Raw genomic sequence first — 16,140 nt, 5'->3', positions numbered from 1 at the left:
AGGACAAGAGGATCCACTGGTCAGCCCAGGGTGAAGGTGAAGCGATGGGCCTGCGGTTGCAGGTCGTGCGCCGGCAGGATGGGGGCGCCGCTGGTAGGACTGCCGAGCCCGTGCTGGAGGGCATCGAGCGTGAGCCACACGCGATCGCTGGGGACCAGGTCCTCCGGATGGGCAGCGGCGGCCAGTTCGGAGATCGTCCAGCGCCGGACTGTCAGCGAGAACACCGGGTCACCGGCCAGCTCGAGGCGCCCCGCCGGTCCTGACAGCTCGGCCCGGCGGACGTCACCGCGGGCGCCGTTCTCCTGCGGGTAGAGGTACGGAATCTGCAGATCGTCCACGGTCGCGGTGTAGGTACCGACCCGGCCCGCGGCGCGCGAGTCGGGGTACGCCGGGCCGGGGCCGAGGCCGAACCAGGTGACGTCCTGGAACCCGGCGGGCAGACCGAGGGTCACACCGACTCTTGCCCACGGCACCGTCCAACGCCCGACCGGTTCGATCTCGACGGCGGCGGTCAACCGGCCATCCGTCGACGTCCATCGGTAGGTCGTGAGGACGGCCGCGTCGACCGCGGCCGGACCGACCTTGGTGACCACCGTCAGCTCGTCGGCCGACTGCTCCAGCGACACAGTCTTCTCCAGGGACACGGTGCGATAGCGCAACCGGTGAAGTCCCGCGTCGGCCCACCGCGTCTTGCGATCCAGGGTGGTCGCGTCCCAGGTCCGCGCGTCGTGCTGCGTCGGCGCCCGCCAAAGTTCCAGTGGGACATGGTCGACGTCCCACTCGTGCAGCCCGACCAACCGGCCGGTGTCAGCGTCGAACCGTCCGGGCCCGAGCTCCACCGCGCCGCCATGCCGACGGGCGACCGCGGGCCGGACCGCCGCATCGACCGCAGGCCGGACCGCCGCATCGACCGCTGTCCTAGGTGCTGTCGGTGGTACGCCGACCCGGGCTTGTCCGAACGCGATCTCGTGACCCGCCGGTGCCCAGGCCGTGTCGGCCGCGAGAACTGCCCGAACCGTCAGCCACCGCTCGGCATCGGACCCAGGCAGGTCGAGCGCCTTCTTCGGCCACTCCACCGTCGCCTCCGTCGCGGCCGCCACCACAGGCATGTCCAGGACACCGCGGGCCACGATCACTCCGTCGTCCGCCAGCTCCCACTGGAGCGCCAGGTTCGAGGTGTCCGCGGAGTCGTACCGGTTCGCCAGCCGCAGTTTCCGGGCGTCCGGATCCACCGTCAGATGCACCGGCTCGAAGGCTTTGCGGACTTCGGCGAGGACCGGCTGCGGGGTCAGGTCCGGGAAGACCAGGCCGTCCAGCACGTACGTCCCGTCGTGCAGTTCCTCGCCGAACTCACCGCCGTACGCGTACCCGCCGCCCGGCCGGCTGATGCCGTGCTCCATCCATTCCCAGAGGAAGCCGCCCTGGCACCGCGGATACCGGTGGAACAGCTCCTCGTACTCCGGCAGCCCGCCGGGACCGTTGCCTCCGGCATGCGAGTACTCGCACAGGACGAACGGCATCGCCCGCCGCCGGGCATCCAGTACGGGATCGTCCAGCGGCTCCTCGGCGCGGCGCCCGATCGCGTCGACCTCGGCGTGTGAGGCGTACATCCGGCTGTAGACGTCGACCGACGCGCAGCTCAGGTCACCCTCGTAGTGCACCGGCCGCGAGGGGTCGCGCTGCTTGGTCCAGGCGGCCATCGCGTCCAGGTTGCGCCCGGTGCCGGCCTCGTTGCCGAGCGACCACATGATCACGCTCGGGTGGTTCTTGTCCCGCTCGACCAGCCGTCGCATCCGGTCCAGCGAAGCGGCCTCGAAGCTCGGGTCGTCGGCCGGGTTGCCGCGCCAGTCGAGCAGGAAGAACCCGTGCGTCTCGTAGTCGCACTCGTCCATCAGCCAGAACCCGAGCTCGTCGCACAGCGCGAGCAGCCGGGAGTCCGGCGGATAGTGGCTGGTCCGGATCGCGTTGATGTTGTGCCGCTTCATCACCAGCAGTTCCTGCCGCAACCGGTGCTCGGGGATCACCCGGCCGAGAACCGGGTCGTGCTCGTGCCGGTTGACCCCGTGGAAGAGGACCCGCCGTCCGTTGACGGTGAGGACCCCGTCCTCGATCGCGACCGTCCGGAAACCGATCCGCAGCTCGACGGACTCGGCGTCGGTCGCCACCACGGCGTCGTACAGGCGGGGGAGCTCGGCGGACCACGGCTCGACCGCGGGGATCATCACCTGCCGGCCGGCCTCGGTCTCGATTCCCAGCTCCGGGATCCTCACCCGGGCTCCGGGGTCCGCCTCCACCAGCAGCGCGCCGGCGCCGGTGAGGTGGTCGTAGTCCGCGTGGACGAAGACATCCGTGAGGCCGCCGACCGGGCGGGCGATCAGGGTGACGTCGCGGAAGATGCCGGGCAGCCACCACATGTCCTGGTCCTCCAAGTAACTCCCGGAGGACCACTGGTGCACCCGGACGGCCAGCAGGTTCCGCCCCGGCCGCAGGTGTTCACCGACGTCGAACTCGCTCGGCACCCGGCTGCCCCGGACCACCCCGAGCTCCACGCCGTTCAGCCAGATCCGCGCACAGGAGTCGATCCCGTCGAAGCGCAGCACCGCCGGACCATGCCACCACCCGGGCAGCTCGAACTCGAGCCGGTGGTCCCCGGTCGGGTTCTCGTCCGGCACGTACGGCGGATCGACCGGGAACGGGTAGGGCTGGTTCGTGTACGCCGGCCGGCCGAATCCGTGCATCGGCCAGCTCGACGGGACGGCGAGCAGGTCCCACGCCGAGTCGTCGAAGTCGTCGCGTTCGAACCCGGTTGGCGCCGTGGCCACCGAGTCGGCCAGGTGGAACCGCCAGGTCCCGTTGAGGCTGAGCCGGGATGCGTCGGAGCGCAGCGCGGCCCGCGGCGGCAGCGCGCCGTAGCCGGGGCCGGGGTCCTCGTAGTACGTCATCGTGCTCCTTCGGTGCGTCTGGTCGTCCCGCGCGATCGGTCCACCGCCTGGTGCCACTCAGCCAGCCGGAACGCGCGGGTGCTCGCGTCCAACCCGGGCCGGAAGTCCTCGTACGCCGGCGCCAGGCGCGGCAGGTCGGCCCGGGTCCAGAGTCCGCAGCCGAGTCCGGCCATCAGGGCCGCGCCGTGGGCCGAGAGCTGCCCGTCGGCCGACCGCCGGACCACCCGTCCGCTGAGGTCGGCCTGCAGTTGCATCAGGGCGTCGTCGATGCTGCCACCGCCGTCAGCGAGCACCGTGGTCACCGGCGTACCGGTGGCGTCGACGGCGGCGAGCACGTCCTCGACCTGACAGGCGATCGACTCGACCGCGGCGCGGGCCAACTGGGCCGGAGTCGCGCCGAGGGTGAGACCGCTGACCAGGCCGACCGCGGAGCCGTCCCACCAGGGAGCGCCGAGGCCGGTGAAGCCGGGCACGAGGTGGACGCCGTCGCTACCGGAGCGGGCCGCGAGAGCGACGATCTCAGCGGGGCGGCGACCGAGGAGGTCGGCCAGCCAGCGAATGGTCGCACCGGTGGCCCGGATGTTGCCCTCGACGGCGAACCGGGGTTCCGGGTCGGCCCACGCGATCGTCCGGCAGAGCCCGGCGGCGACGTCGGCCCCGGAGTCGACCAGACCCATCACGGACGAACCGGTGCCATACGTCACCTTCACCACGCCCGGCTCGCAGACGCCGTGGGCGAACAGGGCAGCGTGGGAGTCGCCCAGCACCGCCATGACCGGCACACCGTCCGGAACCGGAGCCAGGTCACGACAGGAGCCGAGCGATCCCGCCGAGGGAACGACCTCGGGGAGACAGTCGCGGGGGATGCCGAAGAGGCCCAGGAGTTCGTCGTCCCAGGCGGCCGAGTCCAGCCCGAGCAACTGGGTGCGGGAGGCGTTCCCCAGTTCGCTCCGGGCCGCACCGGTGAGGCGGTGCAGCAGCCAGGCGTCGATCGTGCCCAGCCGCAGGTAGCCGGACCGGACCGCGGCGGGATCGGCATGGTCCAGCAACCATCGGCCTTTGGACGCCGAGAACATCGGATCCAGCGGCAGTCCGGTCCGTCGGCGGACCAGTTCGGGAACGTCGGGTCGCTGGGCCAGCCGCTCGACCTCGGCGACGGTACGTCGGTCCTGCCAGCTGAGCACAGGTCCGACCGCCTCACCGTCGCGGGAGTCCCAGAGCACGACGGACTCCCGCTGGGTGGACAGTCCGAGGGCCACCACCTGCGAGGCGTCGTACCCGCTGAGGCAGTCGGCGACCGCCTGGCGGACGCTGTCGAGGATCTCGGTGGCGGACAGCTCGACCTGGCCCGGCGCCGGATGCCGCTCGGACACCGGTGCTCGCCCGGTGGCGACGGTCCGGCCCTGCTGGTCGACCAGGACCGCCTTGGTGGCGCTGCTGCCCTGGTCGATGGCCAGGACGACTGGTCTAGCGGCCGGCATCGGCGAGCACCTGCCTGGCCGACTCGGCGATCCCGCCGGCTGTCAGGCCGAAGTGGTCGAGCAGGAACTCGGCGTCACCGGTCGGCGCGAACACGCCGGGGATGCCGAGCGACCGCACCCTGGCGGGGGAGTAGCGGCTGACCACTCCCGCGACCGCGGCCCCGAGACCACCACTCACGGTGGCCTCTTCGACCGTGACGATGCCGCGTGTCTCCCGGGCAGCGGCCACGACCGCCGCCTGGTCGAGCGGTTCCACGAACGGCGCAGCCAGTACCCGCGCCGAGATGCCCTCCGCCCGCAGTACCGCGGCCGCCTCGGCAGCCCGCCACACCAGCGTTCCCGCGGCGATCAGGGTCACGTCCTCGCCCTCGGTCAACTGGAGGAACCGGCCCGGTTCGAACGGCGTTCCGGGGGCGAACAGTTCCGGTACCGGTGTCCTCGACACCCGCAGATAGCCGGGCCCATCGGTGGACAGGGCCCACCGCACAGCTGCCCGGGTCTGCTCGGGGTCCGCCGGTACGACGATCGGCAGGTTCGCGATCGCCCGCAGCCAGGACAGGTCCTCGATCGAGTGGTGGGTCGGGCCGAGTTGGCCGTAGGCGACGCCCGGGCTCATCCCGCACAGCACCACGTGCCGGTCGGCGTAGGCGATGTCGGCCTTGATCTGTTCCAGCGCGCGGCCGGTGAGGAACGGCGCGGCGGCACAGACGAACGGGATCAGGCCGCCGTTGGCGAGCCCGGCGGCGACGCCGACCATGTTCTGCTCGGCGATGCCGACGTTGACCAGCCGGTCCGGGAACTCGTCGCGGAACCCGGCCAGGTTGCTGGAACCCACCGAGTCGTTGCACACGGCCACCACCCGCTCGTCCGTCCGGGCCAGGGTGGCGAGTTCGTCGGCGAACGCTTTGCGGCAGTCGAACAACGCGGGTGGATCGGCCGCCGGCCGGACGCCGGCCACGGGGTGGACGGGGGTGGACTCGATCATCGGCTCAGCTCCGCTCGGGCCAGGGCGAGTTCGTCGTCGTTGGGAACCTTGTGGTGCCACTCGACCCGATCCGTCATGAACGACACGCCACGTCCCTTCTGGGTATGGGCGATGACCGCGGTCGGGCGGTCCGGCGCCGTGTGGGCGAGAACCTCGGCCAGGCTCGCGTGGTCGTGGCCGTCGACCTCGGTGACGTGCCAGCCGAAGCTGCGCCACTTGTCGGCCAGCGGCTCGAGGGCGTTGGTGTCCTCGGTCCGGGCGCCCTGCTGCAGCCCGTTGCGGTCGATCACGGCGGTGATCGACCCGAGCCGCTGGTGGGCGGCGAACATCGCGGCCTCCCAGTTGCTGCCCTCCTGCAGTTCGCCGTCGCCGAGGACGACCACGGTGCGGGCGGAACTGTGCCGGAGCCGGGCGGCGAGCGCGGTGCCCACGCCGACCGGGAGGCCGTGGCCGAGCGGCCCGGTGTTGGTCTCGACCCCCGGCACCTTGGTGCGGTCCGGGTGGCCGTTCAGCGCCGACAGCGGAGCCATGAAGGTGGTGAGCGCGGCCGCCGGGAAGAAGCCGCAGGAGGCGAGCGTGGCGTAGAGCGCGGCCGCGCTGTGCCCCTTGCTGAGGATCAACCGGTCCCGGTCCGGCCAGTCGGGCCTGGCCGGCTCGACCGACAGGACGGCGGCGTAGAGGGTGAGGAGGATGTCGGTGACGGAGAAGTCGCCGCCGACGTGGCCCAGGCCGGCCCGTTCGATCATCGTGAGCACATCGCGGCGGACCTGATCGGAGGCGGCGGCGAGCAGACTGGCCCGTTCGTCCCGGCCGGCACCGTGGATCCGGGCCCGGAACGCTTGCCATTGCTCGACTTGCGGGCGGCTCGAGGTCAACATAGAATACCTATTCACTAGTGCATGGATGTTCCAATACTGCCGGTCGGGCCCACGGCGCGTCAACGGCCGTCCGGTCACCGGCATCCCGCCGGGCCGGACGTGGCATGCTCTAGCCAGGACTCGAGACAGGGATGGGCGAGCATGACGACGGCGAGTGCGGGCCGGGCCGGTGCGCGGGCGGGAGCCCAGCGACAGCCGTCCGCCGACCATCTGCGACTGCTCACCAAAGTCGCGAAGCTGTACCACGAGCAGGGCGTCCGGCAGCCTCAGATCGCCGCCCAGTTGCACATCTCGCAGCCCCGGGTGTCCCGCCTGCTCAAACAGGCCGTGATGGCCGGCATCGTCCGTACCGTGGTGATCCCGCCCGGTGGCGTGCACACCGAACTCGAGAACGCGGTCGAGCAGCGCTACGGGCTGCGCGAGGTGATCGTCGTCGACGCCAGTGGCGAGGATGATGCCCACGTCATCCCGGCGCTCGGCGCTGCCGCGGCGGTGTACCTGGAGACCACGCTGACCGGTGGTGACCGGATCGGCATCTCGTCGTGGAGTTCGACCCTGTTGGCGACCGTGGAGTCGATGACGCCCCGGCCGACCCGGGTGGCCGAGGAGGTCGTCCAGATCCTCGGTGGGGTCGGCAATCCGGCCGCTCAGGCGAGCGCCGCCCGGCTGGTCAGCCGGCTCGCGGACCTCACCGGCGCGGCGCCGGTGCAGTTGCCCGTGCCCGGTCTGGTCGGCAGTCCGGGGGCGAAGCGGACGCTGATGAAGGACGGCGTGGTCAGCGAGGTGATGGAGGCCTGGTCCCGGCTCACCCTGCTGCTGGTCGGGATCGGCAGCCTCGAGCCCTCCGCACTGCTCAGGGAGAGCGGTAACGCCATCTCGGCGGAGGATCAGAAGGTGTTGCGGGACCAGGGCGCCGTCGGTGACATCTGCCTGCGCTTCTTCGATGCCAAAGGCAAGCAGGTGCGGTCGGACCTGGACCAGCGGGTGCTCGGTCTGTCCGCGAACCAGTTGCGCAGTGGCGACTTGCGGTGCGTCGGTGTCGCGGGCGGCATGCGCAAGTACGCCGCGATCCGCGCGGCCATGCTCGGTGGCTGGGTGGATGTGCTGATCACCGACCGCACCGTGGCCGAGCAACTCGTCGCCGGCTGACCTGCTCCACCCTTGACACCGTCGGGGCGCCGTCCTACGGTCACGCTCGGAATAGAATCCCATACTCTGAATAGAAATGCGGATACGATGACGAGTGGACGCGGTTACACCGGCGGGATGTGGACCTTCGGACGGATCATCGATCGCTATGCCACCGACGGCTACGGCCCGGTGGTCGGCACCCTGCAGACGATCGAGCTGGCCGCCGCCTCGGGCCTGCAGGGCCTTGATCTCAACTATCCCTTCGATCCGGGCGTCGAGGTCGACGACGTCAGGAAGGCGCTGGCCGAGCACGGACTGACCGCGGTCTGCGTGACCCCGGTCATCTACGACCGGCGCTTCCGCAGCGGCTCCTTCACCAGCGCCGATCCCGACCTCCGCCGGCAGGCCATCGAGCTCGGCCACGAGGCGGTCCAGGTGGCGGCGGATCTCGGTGCGAGGTACGTGAAGTTCTGGCCGGGACAGGACGGTTACGACTACCCGTTCCAGGTCGACTACCCGACCCTGCGCCGGCACGCGATCGACGGCATCGGCGCGGTCGCGCGGGCGTTCCCCGACGTCACCTTCGGGATCGAGTACAAGCTCAAGGAGCCGCGGAACCGGTTGTTCTGGGGGACGGCCACCGCCAGCCTGCTGGCAATCGAGCAGATGAACGTGGACAACGTCGGCCTGGTGATCGACTTCGGCCACTCGCTGTTCGCCAAGGAGAACCCGGCCGAGGCACTGAGCCTGGCGCACGGCATGGGCCGGCTGGTCGACATCGAGGTGGACGACAACTATCGCGAGTGGGACGACGACCTGACCGCCGGATCGCTGCATCTGGTGGAGACGCTGGAGTTCCTGCACGTGGTGCGTTCGATCGGCTGGGAGGGGCCGCTCAAGCTCGACCTCTTCCCGTACCGCGAGAACGCCGGCGACGCGGTCCGGGAGAGCATCGAGGCGCTGCGTGCGCTGGAGGACCGGGCCGCCGGACTGGATCTGGAGCAGCTCCGGGCGGCGCAGAGCGGGCATGACGCGATGGCCGCCCAGCGGGTGGTCCGGACGGCACTGTTCGGCTGAGGCTCCCGCTCCGGCGATGACGGGGTGCGCTGTCATCGCCGGAGCGGGCCGTCGGGAGGACTGGCCGGTCAGCGGGCGTCGATCCACACGGTCATCGGGCCGACCGATCGATTTGCCCAGGCGTAGTAGGGGATCGCGGTCAACGTGGTCGCCGAGCCGTCCGGCAAGCGCCCCGGTACGGCAACCGTCGTCACGCCGCCGAGCAGTCCCGGCTGGTCGGATTCCACCAGTTCGCCCGCCACGACGGCTGTACGGTCGAGGACCACCGCCTCAGGCTGGTCCAGTTGCTCGAAGCAGTACACCAACGGGCCACGCTCGATCGCCACGCAGCCGCGGACCGAGTCCACCCGGTCGTCCGGCAAGGTGCGACGAGCCCGCACCGGCAACTCGAGGATCACCTCGTCGCCCTGCTGCCACCGCCTGTGCAGGGGCAGACTCCGTCCGACCTGGCCAATGGGCTCCTCGCTGCCGTTCACCGTGACCGTGCACCCCTCGGCCCAGGCGGGAAGCCGAAGGCTCAACGTCCACGGCGAGCCGGGCGACTCGGTGACGATGATCGACACCTTGCCGTGCCAGGGGTAGCGGGTGGTGACGGTGAGACCGACCGGCTCACCGTGCAGGTCAGCGGACACTGTCGCGGGTGCGTAGAGGTGCAGCTGCAGTCCGTCCTGGTCCGACGTGGCGACGAGTTGGTCGAGTGACGCGAGCGTGCGCATCACGTTGGGCGGGCAGCACGCCGTTCCGTACCAGGGCTGCCGCCCGGCGACGGCCGAACGCTGGTCGTCGGCGTAGGCGCCGTCGCGAACCTTCAGAGTGTTCACGTAGAAGAACTCGCCGCCGGTCAGCGAGACGCCGGAGACCACCGCGTTGTAGAGCGTGCGCTCGACCTGGTCGGCGTACTTGGTGTCCCCGGTGGCGAGCAGGAGTCGCCAGCTCCATTGCACGCTCGCGATGGCGGCGCAGGTCTCGCAGTACGCCGTGTCCGGTGGCAACTCGAACGGGTCGCCGAACGCCTCGCCGTACCAGCGCGAGCCGGCGCCGCCGGTCAGGTAGGTCTGGCTCTCGGTCATCGTCTGCCAGGTCGACCGGAGCGCGTCGAGCAACTCGGTGTCGCCGGTCTCCACTGCGACATCCGTGGCGCCGGAGGCGAGGTACAGCGCGCGGACCGCGTGACCGGCGAGGATCCGGACCTCGCGGACCGGCAGGTGGTCCTGGAAGTACGCCGGGCCGTGGTGCCCGGGCGGGACCAGCAAGCCGTGCCCGCGGGCTTCGACGAAGTACTGGGCGAGTTCGAGGTACGACTGTGTTCCGGTGGCACGGTAGAGCTCGACAAGCGCCATCTCGATCAGCGGGTGACCGTCGACCCCCTCGACGCGACCGGGACCGAAGTGGGCGGCGAGCAGGTCGGCGAACCTTGTCGCGACCGTCAGCAGGGTGCCGTCACCGGTGGCGCGGTACTGCGCGACCGCCGCCTGCAGCAGGTGCCCCGCGCAGTACAGCTCATGGCCCTTCTCGAGATCGGTGAACCGGCCACCGGGCGACGCCAACCGGACGTAGGTGTTGAGGTAACCGTCCGGCTCCTGTGCCGCTGCGACCAGTGCGCTGGTCGCGGCCTGCCGCTCGGCAAGATCCTCGGACGGCTCGCAGGACTGCTCCCAGGCCACTGCTTCGAGCCACTTGTAGACGTCCGAGTCGGCGAACAACCGTCCGGTGAAACCGTCGGCGGCGGGCTCCCGGCCGGCCGCGCGGCGGAGGTTCCGCAAGGTGCCCGCCTCCTCCAGCCGCTCACCGGCGGCGGGGATGGTGGCCTTGCGGTTGACGTCCTGACGGTCACGCCAGAAACCTGCGGTGATGGTCGCGGCGCCTAGGGGGAGCGGGCGAAGGGCGGTCGAGGCGACGGGTGCGACAGCTGCCGCACGGTCGGTCCGGGGCCTTGGAGGCATGAGGGTGAGACACCTTCCTGTCGGCGCGATCGGCGGCTACCAGGGTGTGCGCCGATCGGCGCGGTCGGGCTGGCGGGGATCGTAGCCGCCTCGTCGTCGTCGGGCAACGGCTCGTGCAAACGATTGCTGCCAAGGTTTTGTCGATCTGGCGGCGGTCGGCGACACGCTCTTGACACTCCGTCGTAACCTCCGCAACCATGAGGCACGTTATTTCATTCGACAATGACTAGATATTCATCACCTGTTCCGCCCGGCGGGCCGCCCGATGCGTCGCCCCGGCGAGAAGTGAGGCGTGAAGATGACCGAAACCTCCACCGATCGAGCCACCGATCCGGCCACCGGCTGGACCCGGCGCGGCTTCGTGGGCACCGCCGCAGTGGTCGGCGCTGCCGCCACTGTGGGGATCGGCGCGACCCCGGCCGCGAGCGCGGCCCGGGCCGGGACCGTGGCCGACGGCCGGATACCGGCCTTCCCCGGCGCCGAGGGGGCCGGCAAGTGGGCCGTGGGCGGCCGCGGCGGATCCGTCTACGAGGTGACGAACCTGAACGACGCGGGTCCCGGCTCGCTGCGTGACGCCGTCTCCGGCTCGGACCGGACCGTGGTGTTCAGGGTGTCCGGCACGATCGAGCTGAAGTCCCAGCTGCTGATCGCCGGCAACAACCTGACCATCGCCGGTCAGACCGCGCCGGGTGGGGGGATCTGCCTGTCCGGCCACTCCACCGGGGTCAAGGGCGGCGCCCACGACATCGTCATCCGCCACCTGCGGTTCCGGCTCGGCGACCTGACCGCGGTCGCCGACGACGCCTTCAACACCAACGTGCCGGGCTCGGTCAGTCCCGAGATCCGCAACCTGATCATCGACCACTGCTCGTTCAGCTGGGCGGTCGACGAGTGCCTGTCGCCGTACGGCAACTACGACGTCACCATCCAGTGGTGCATCATCGCCGAAGGGCTGGCGCTGTCGGCGCATCCGAAGAGCCGGCACGGCTACGGCGGCATCTGGGGTGGCCAGCAGAACACCTACCACCACAACCTGATCGCCCACCAGGGCGGCCGGCAGCCGCGGTTCGGCTACACCGAGAACCTCAACCTCGAGGTGGACTACTGCAACAACGTGATCTACGACCACGGGTACACCTCGGTGTACGGCGGCGAGTGGGCCAACGGGATCAACATCGTCGGCAACTACTACAAGCCGGGCCCGAGCACGCTGGCCGACGTCGCACCGGTGGTGCTGTCGGCGAACCGCGGCGGCGCCTGGTACGTCGGTGGCAACCACGTGGTCGGACATCCCGAGGTGACCGCCCACAACCGGCGCGGTATCCGCTACCCGATCGGCGGGATCAATGAGCTGGCCAAGCCGTTCGCGCTGACCGAGCAGGTCGAGGTGCAGGCGCCGGCCAAGGCGTACGAGGCCGTGCTCGCGAACGTGGGCGCCATCCTGCCCCGCCGCGACGCCGCCGACGCGCGGATCGTCAACGACGTCCGCGACGGCACCGGCCGACTGATCAACTCGCAGCAGGAGGTCGGTGGCTTCCCGCCGCTGGCCCAGGCCGAACCGCCGGTCGACTCCGACCACGACGGCATCCCGGACTGGTGGGAGCAGGCCAACGGGCTGGACCCGAACGACCCGTCCGACGCGCAGAAGGTCGCCGCGAACGGCTACACCAACCTGGAGAACTACCTCAACTCGATCATGCCGGACCCGGTCGGCAACCCGACCGTCCGGTTGACGAGCCCGACGCACAACCAGGTCGTAGCCCAGCGGACCGCGCCGACCTTCACGGTCGAAGCCGACGCCAAGGCGGCCAAGGGTGGCGAGCTGGCCAAGGTGGAGTTCTTCGCCGGCGACCAGCTGATCGGTAGCGCCACCAAGGCGCCGTACCGGGTCAGCTGGGCGAAGGTTGCTGATGGCACCTACTGGATGACAGCCCGGGCCACCGACCGGAACGGGACCGCGACCCAGTCGACCGCTGTCCCGCTGCACGTCAACGTGCAGACCGGTACGCCGGGCTGGACCTCCGCCGCGGTCGGCAAGCCGCCGGTGCCGGGCTCGGGCAGCCTCGACGGTGGGGTCCTGACGATCAAGGGGTCCGGCCGGATCCTGGGCCGGACCAGCGCTTTCCACTACGTCTTCCGCAAACTCAGCGTCGGCGGCGCCGGTTCGGTCGCCCAGATCACCGCCAGGCTCGACACGCACTCCAAGATCGCGAACGGGCTCACCGCGGGCCTGATGATCCGCGACAGCCTGGACCCGGCCGCGCCGTTCATGTACGGCGGCGTCGGGTTCGGCGTGGCCGGTGGTTTCGGGACCGTCAACGACGACGGCGGCCTGGCCAACGTCACCGACGACGGCGGGATGAAGGCCCAGGCCATCCGCCAGCAGACCGACGGCCCGACGCCGAGCGTCGGACCGTGGCCGTGGGACGAGGACGAGTACCTCGACCCGGCGGCGCAGTACTGGCTCCGGTTGTTGCGCCGGGAGCGTCCGCAGTCCCGGGAGGTCGAGTTCGAGGCCTTCATCTCGACGGACAAGACGAAGTGGGACCGGTTCGGCTACGAGCGTCTGGTGATGCCGAGCCGGACCTTCTACATCGGGTTCGCCATCGACGGCGGCCAGGAGACCAACGCCATCGTCGACTACGGCACCGCGCGATTCAGCGCCATCACGGTCGAGCAGTAATCCGACACATCAGGGAGTGGAGATGTCCAGAGGTATGCAGGAACGTCGGATCGACCGGCGCAGGTTGTTGCAGGGAGGGCTCGGTCTGCTGGCCGTGGCCACGGTGCCAGGCTGCAGCTTCTTCGACACCAAGCCGGCCGGAGCCGGCGCGCAGGCCGCGGCCGCTGGTGAGAAGGAGTCGCCGATGCTCAAGGCACTGGTGGACAAGGGGTCGCTGCCGCCACTGGCCGAGCGGCTGCCGAAGAACCCGCCGGTGATCAAGCCGCTGGCCGGCAAGGCGATGTACGGCGGGACCTGGCGCTCGGCGATGCTGACCCAGGAGGACACCCAGTGGCTGTGGTACGCCCTGGCCTACGAGCCGGAGGTGCGCTGGAAGCCGGAGCGGACCGGCAAGCCCGGGTACGACGAGATCGAGGCGAACGTCTGCGAGTTCACCGTCGATGCCGACAGCAAGGTGTTCACCTTCACCCTGCGCGACGGGCTGAAGTGGTCCGACGGCAAGCCGTGCACCGCCGACGACATGATCTTCGCGCTGCTCGACGTGTCCTGTGACAAGGACCTGCACCCGGACGGCATCTACGACGTCTACCTGTCGGCAGACACCGAGAAGCTGGCCGCGATCGAGAAGGTCGACCAGCGCACGGTGCGCTTCACCTACACCGCGCCGCAGCCGTCGCTGCTCAGCCAGATCGCCGACGCGACCTTCCTGCGCGAGGGTCCGTACGGGATGCTGCTGCCGAAGCACTACTTCCAGCAGTTCCACAAGAAGTACAACCCCGCTGTCGTCGCGGCCGCCAAGAAGGCCGGTGTCGGCAGCTGGACCGACCTGTTCACCCAGAAGCAGAACGCGTTCACCAACCCGGACCAGCCGACGCTGGCGCCGTGGAAGGTGACCACGCCGCTCGGCAAGGGCTCCGCGGTCACGCTGACCCGCAACCCGTACTACTGGAAGGTCGACGACGCCGGCCGTCAGTTGCCGTACATCGACGCCGCCCGGGTCGAGGTGGTCCAGGACGCGCAGGTCGAGCTGCTCAAGGTGATGAACGGCGAGTTCGGCATGCAGTACCGCAACTTCGGTACGCCGCAGAACAAGCCGGTGGTGGCGCAGAACCGGCAGAAGGGCGGCTACCGGATCTTCGAGGTGCCGACCCAGCTGACCAACACGATGATCATCGGCATCAACATGACCCACAAGGATCCCGTCAAGCGGGCGCTGTTCGCGAACGCGGACTTCCGGATCGGGCTGTCGTACGCGATCAACCGCAAGGAGATCATCGACGCCGTGTACGCCGGCCAGGGGGAGCCCTGGCAGTGCGCGCCGCCGAAGACCTCGCCGTTCTACAACGAGCAGTTGGCCACCCAGCACCTCGCGTTCGACGCCGCCAAGGCGAACCAGCACCTGGACGCCGCGGGACTGACGAAGAAGGCGGCCAACGGTCGCCGGCTCGGCGCGGACGGCAAGCCGGTCTCGGTGACCGTCCTGGTCAGCGAGTCGTTCCCGGACCACGTCGAGGCGATCGAGTTCGTCAAGAAGCGCTGGGCGGCGGTCGGCGTCGAGCTGCGCACCCAGGCGATGAGCGAGGACCTCTACAAGGAGCGGGTCCGGGCGAACGTCCACGACGCCGGCACCTGGACCGGTGGCGCCTTTCTGCTGCCGACCGGTACCGGTGGTGACCACTACTACGTGCCGACCAACGACGGCAGCGCGCGGTACGCCGTCACCTGGGCGCAGTGGTACCAGACGAAGGGCAAGGAGGGCGAGGAGCCGCCCGCGGAAGTGCAGAAGCAGCTCGACCTGTTCACCCAGGGCCGGCAGGAGCCGAACGCGGACAAGGCGCTCGACCTCGGCAAGCAGGTGCTGCAGATCGCGGCCGAGCAGTTCTACTACATCGGGATCAGCTCGGTGCCGAACACCTACGGTGTGGTGAAGAACGACTTCCACAACGTGCCCGACCAGATGGTCGAGGCGGTCGCCCCCGGTCTGTCCCACCCCGAGCAGTTCGCGATCGGGCAGTAGCGGATGGCTCGTTACCTCGCCCGCCGGCTGCTGTGGATGGTGGTGACCCTGGCGGCGATCTCCTTCGTCACCTTCGTCGTCATCAAGCTGCCGCCGGGCGACTACACGACCACGGTGATCCGCAACGCCGAGGCCCGCGGCCAGGACATCCCCGACTCGCAGATCGCGGAGCTGAAACGCCACTACGGACTGGACCAGCCGTTCCTGGTCCAGTACGGGAAGTGGATCTCGGGCATCGTCCTGCGCGGCGACCTGGGGCAGTCGTTCGCCTGGAACCAGTCGGTGGCCAGCCTGATCGGCAACCGGGTGCTGCTGTCGATCCTGCTGTCGGTGGCGAGTCTGCTGTTCGTCTGGTCGATCGCGTTCCCGATCGGCATCTACAGCGCGCTGCGGCAGTACTCGCCGGGTGACTACGTCGCGTCGTTCCTCGGCTTCGTCGGGATGGCCGTACCGGAGTTCATGCTCGCGCTGGTGATGATGTACGTCGGCTTCCGGTACTTCGGCCAGAGCGTCGGCGGGTTGTTCTCGCCGGAGTATGCCGACGCCGCCTGGAACCTGGGCAAACTGGTCGACCTGCTGTCCCATCTGTGGATACCGATCGTGGTGGTCGGCGTGGCCGGCACCGCGGGGCTGATCCGGATCACCAGGGCCAATCTGCTCGACGAGTTGCACAAGCCGTACGTCGCGACCGCGCGGGCCAAAGGCCTGCCGGAGTGGAAGTTGCTGCTCAAGTACCCGGTCCGGATGTCGCTCAGCCCCTTCTTCAGCACCGTGGGCTGGCTGCTCCCGGGCCTGATCAGCGGCGAGACGATCGTGTCCGTCGTGATGAGCCTGCCGACGTCCGGCCCGCTGCTGCTCGGCGCGGTGAAGAGCCAGGACATGTACCTGGTCGGCAGCTTCGTGCTGATCCTCAGCGCCCTGACCGTGATCGGCACCATGCTCAGCGATCTCGCACTCGCCTGGTGGGATCCCCGGATCCGGACCAGGCTCCAGAAGGGGTAGG

The 16,140-nt window shown here is 69.9% G+C and carries 10 protein-coding genes; 5 read left to right on the top strand and 5 right to left on the bottom strand.

Annotation, left to right across the window (positions count from 1 at the left end; translation table 11 throughout):
* Positions 1 to 20: 20 nt before the first annotated feature.
* Genes ABD255_RS00445 through ABD255_RS00430 form a run of 4 tightly spaced genes read right to left on the bottom strand, consistent with a single transcriptional unit; the run spans position 21 to position 6,286 of the window.
* On the bottom strand, positions 21 to 2,942 hold the full coding sequence (locus ABD255_RS00445; RefSeq protein ID WP_344208479.1) for a glycoside hydrolase family 2 TIM barrel-domain containing protein: 2,922 nt from the start codon (positions 2,940 to 2,942) through the stop codon (positions 21 to 23).
* A complete protein-coding gene (locus ABD255_RS00440; RefSeq protein WP_344208477.1) occupies positions 2,939 to 4,423 on the bottom strand; it encodes an FGGY family carbohydrate kinase in 1,485 nt (494 codons plus the stop codon). The genes ABD255_RS00445 and ABD255_RS00440 overlap by 4 nt, the downstream gene beginning before the upstream one ends.
* On the bottom strand, positions 4,410 to 5,408 hold the full coding sequence (locus ABD255_RS00435; RefSeq protein WP_344208475.1) for a transketolase family protein: 999 nt from the start codon (positions 5,406 to 5,408) through the stop codon (positions 4,410 to 4,412). Before ABD255_RS00435 ends, ABD255_RS00440 begins: the two co-directional genes overlap by 14 nt.
* Complete coding sequence (locus ABD255_RS00430; RefSeq protein WP_344208473.1) at positions 5,405 to 6,286, bottom strand: transketolase; 882 nt, start codon at positions 6,284 to 6,286, stop codon at positions 5,405 to 5,407. Before ABD255_RS00430 ends, ABD255_RS00435 begins: the two co-directional genes overlap by 4 nt.
* 141 nt (positions 6,287 to 6,427) lie before the next feature.
* Here ABD255_RS00430 and ABD255_RS00425 point away from each other — a divergent pair, with 141 nt between their 5' ends.
* Together ABD255_RS00425 and ABD255_RS00420 are read left to right on the top strand one after the other, a co-directional pair.
* Entirely contained in the window at positions 6,428 to 7,435 is a 1,008-nt protein-coding gene (locus tag ABD255_RS00425; protein ID WP_344208469.1) for a sugar-binding transcriptional regulator, read from the top strand.
* An 87-nt stretch (positions 7,436 to 7,522) separates the two neighbouring features.
* Positions 7,523 to 8,494: a sugar phosphate isomerase/epimerase family protein gene (locus tag ABD255_RS00420; RefSeq protein ID WP_344208467.1), complete on the top strand. Its 972-nt coding sequence runs from the start codon at positions 7,523 to 7,525 to the stop codon at positions 8,492 to 8,494.
* 68 nt (positions 8,495 to 8,562) lie between these two features.
* Here ABD255_RS00420 and ABD255_RS00415 read toward each other — a convergent pair whose 3' ends face one another.
* Complete coding sequence (locus ABD255_RS00415) at positions 8,563 to 10,437, bottom strand: glycoside hydrolase family 127 protein (protein WP_344208465.1); 1,875 nt, start codon at positions 10,435 to 10,437, stop codon at positions 8,563 to 8,565.
* Between the two features lie 298 nt (positions 10,438 to 10,735).
* On the opposite strand from ABD255_RS00415, the gene ABD255_RS00410 reads away from it, so the two are divergent.
* The 3 genes from ABD255_RS00410 to ABD255_RS00400 are packed head-to-tail and all read left to right on the top strand — an operon-like array spanning position 10,736 to position 16,139.
* Complete coding sequence (locus ABD255_RS00410) at positions 10,736 to 13,120, top strand: Ig-like domain-containing protein (RefSeq protein ID WP_344208610.1); 2,385 nt, start codon at positions 10,736 to 10,738, stop codon at positions 13,118 to 13,120.
* A gap of 22 nt (positions 13,121 to 13,142) precedes the next feature.
* A complete protein-coding gene (locus ABD255_RS00405; RefSeq protein ID WP_344208463.1) occupies positions 13,143 to 15,137 on the top strand; it encodes an ABC transporter substrate-binding protein in 1,995 nt (664 codons plus the stop codon).
* A 3-nt stretch (positions 15,138 to 15,140) separates the two neighbouring features.
* Complete coding sequence (locus ABD255_RS00400; protein ID WP_344208461.1) at positions 15,141 to 16,139, top strand: ABC transporter permease; 999 nt, start codon at positions 15,141 to 15,143, stop codon at positions 16,137 to 16,139.
* Position 16,140: the final 1 nt, after the last annotated feature.

It is taken from the genome of Kribbella sancticallisti (assembly GCF_039530625.1).
GTDB classification, from domain to species: domain Bacteria; phylum Actinomycetota; class Actinomycetes; order Propionibacteriales; family Kribbellaceae; genus Kribbella; species Kribbella sancticallisti.
Note: the sequence above shows the minus strand (reverse complement) of the source record. Positions and strands in the feature narration are given on the sequence as shown.

Bases quoted from the DNA above. Each gene is read 5' to 3' on its own strand.
- ABD255_RS00400 (WP_344208461.1), top strand. From the start codon at position 15,141: ATGGCTCGTTACCTCGCCCGCCGGCTGCTGTGGATGGTGGTGACCCTG.
- ABD255_RS00430 (WP_344208473.1), bottom strand. From the start codon at position 6,286: ATGTTGACCTCGAGCCGCCCGCAAGTCGAGCAATGGCAAGCGTTCCGG.
- ABD255_RS00405 (WP_344208463.1), top strand. From the start codon at position 13,143: ATGTCCAGAGGTATGCAGGAACGTCGGATCGACCGGCGCAGGTTGTTG.
- ABD255_RS00445 (WP_344208479.1), bottom strand. From the start codon at position 2,942: ATGACGTACTACGAGGACCCCGGCCCCGGCTACGGCGCGCTGCCGCCG.
- ABD255_RS00420 (WP_344208467.1), top strand. From the start codon at position 7,523: ATGACGAGTGGACGCGGTTACACCGGCGGGATGTGGACCTTCGGACGG.
- ABD255_RS00415 (WP_344208465.1), bottom strand. From the start codon at position 10,437: ATGCCTCCAAGGCCCCGGACCGACCGTGCGGCAGCTGTCGCACCCGTC.
- ABD255_RS00435 (WP_344208475.1), bottom strand. From the start codon at position 5,408: ATGATCGAGTCCACCCCCGTCCACCCCGTGGCCGGCGTCCGGCCGGCG.
- ABD255_RS00410 (WP_344208610.1), top strand. From the start codon at position 10,736: ATGACCGAAACCTCCACCGATCGAGCCACCGATCCGGCCACCGGCTGG.
- ABD255_RS00425 (WP_344208469.1), top strand. From the start codon at position 6,428: ATGACGACGGCGAGTGCGGGCCGGGCCGGTGCGCGGGCGGGAGCCCAG.
- ABD255_RS00440 (WP_344208477.1), bottom strand. From the start codon at position 4,423: ATGCCGGCCGCTAGACCAGTCGTCCTGGCCATCGACCAGGGCAGCAGC.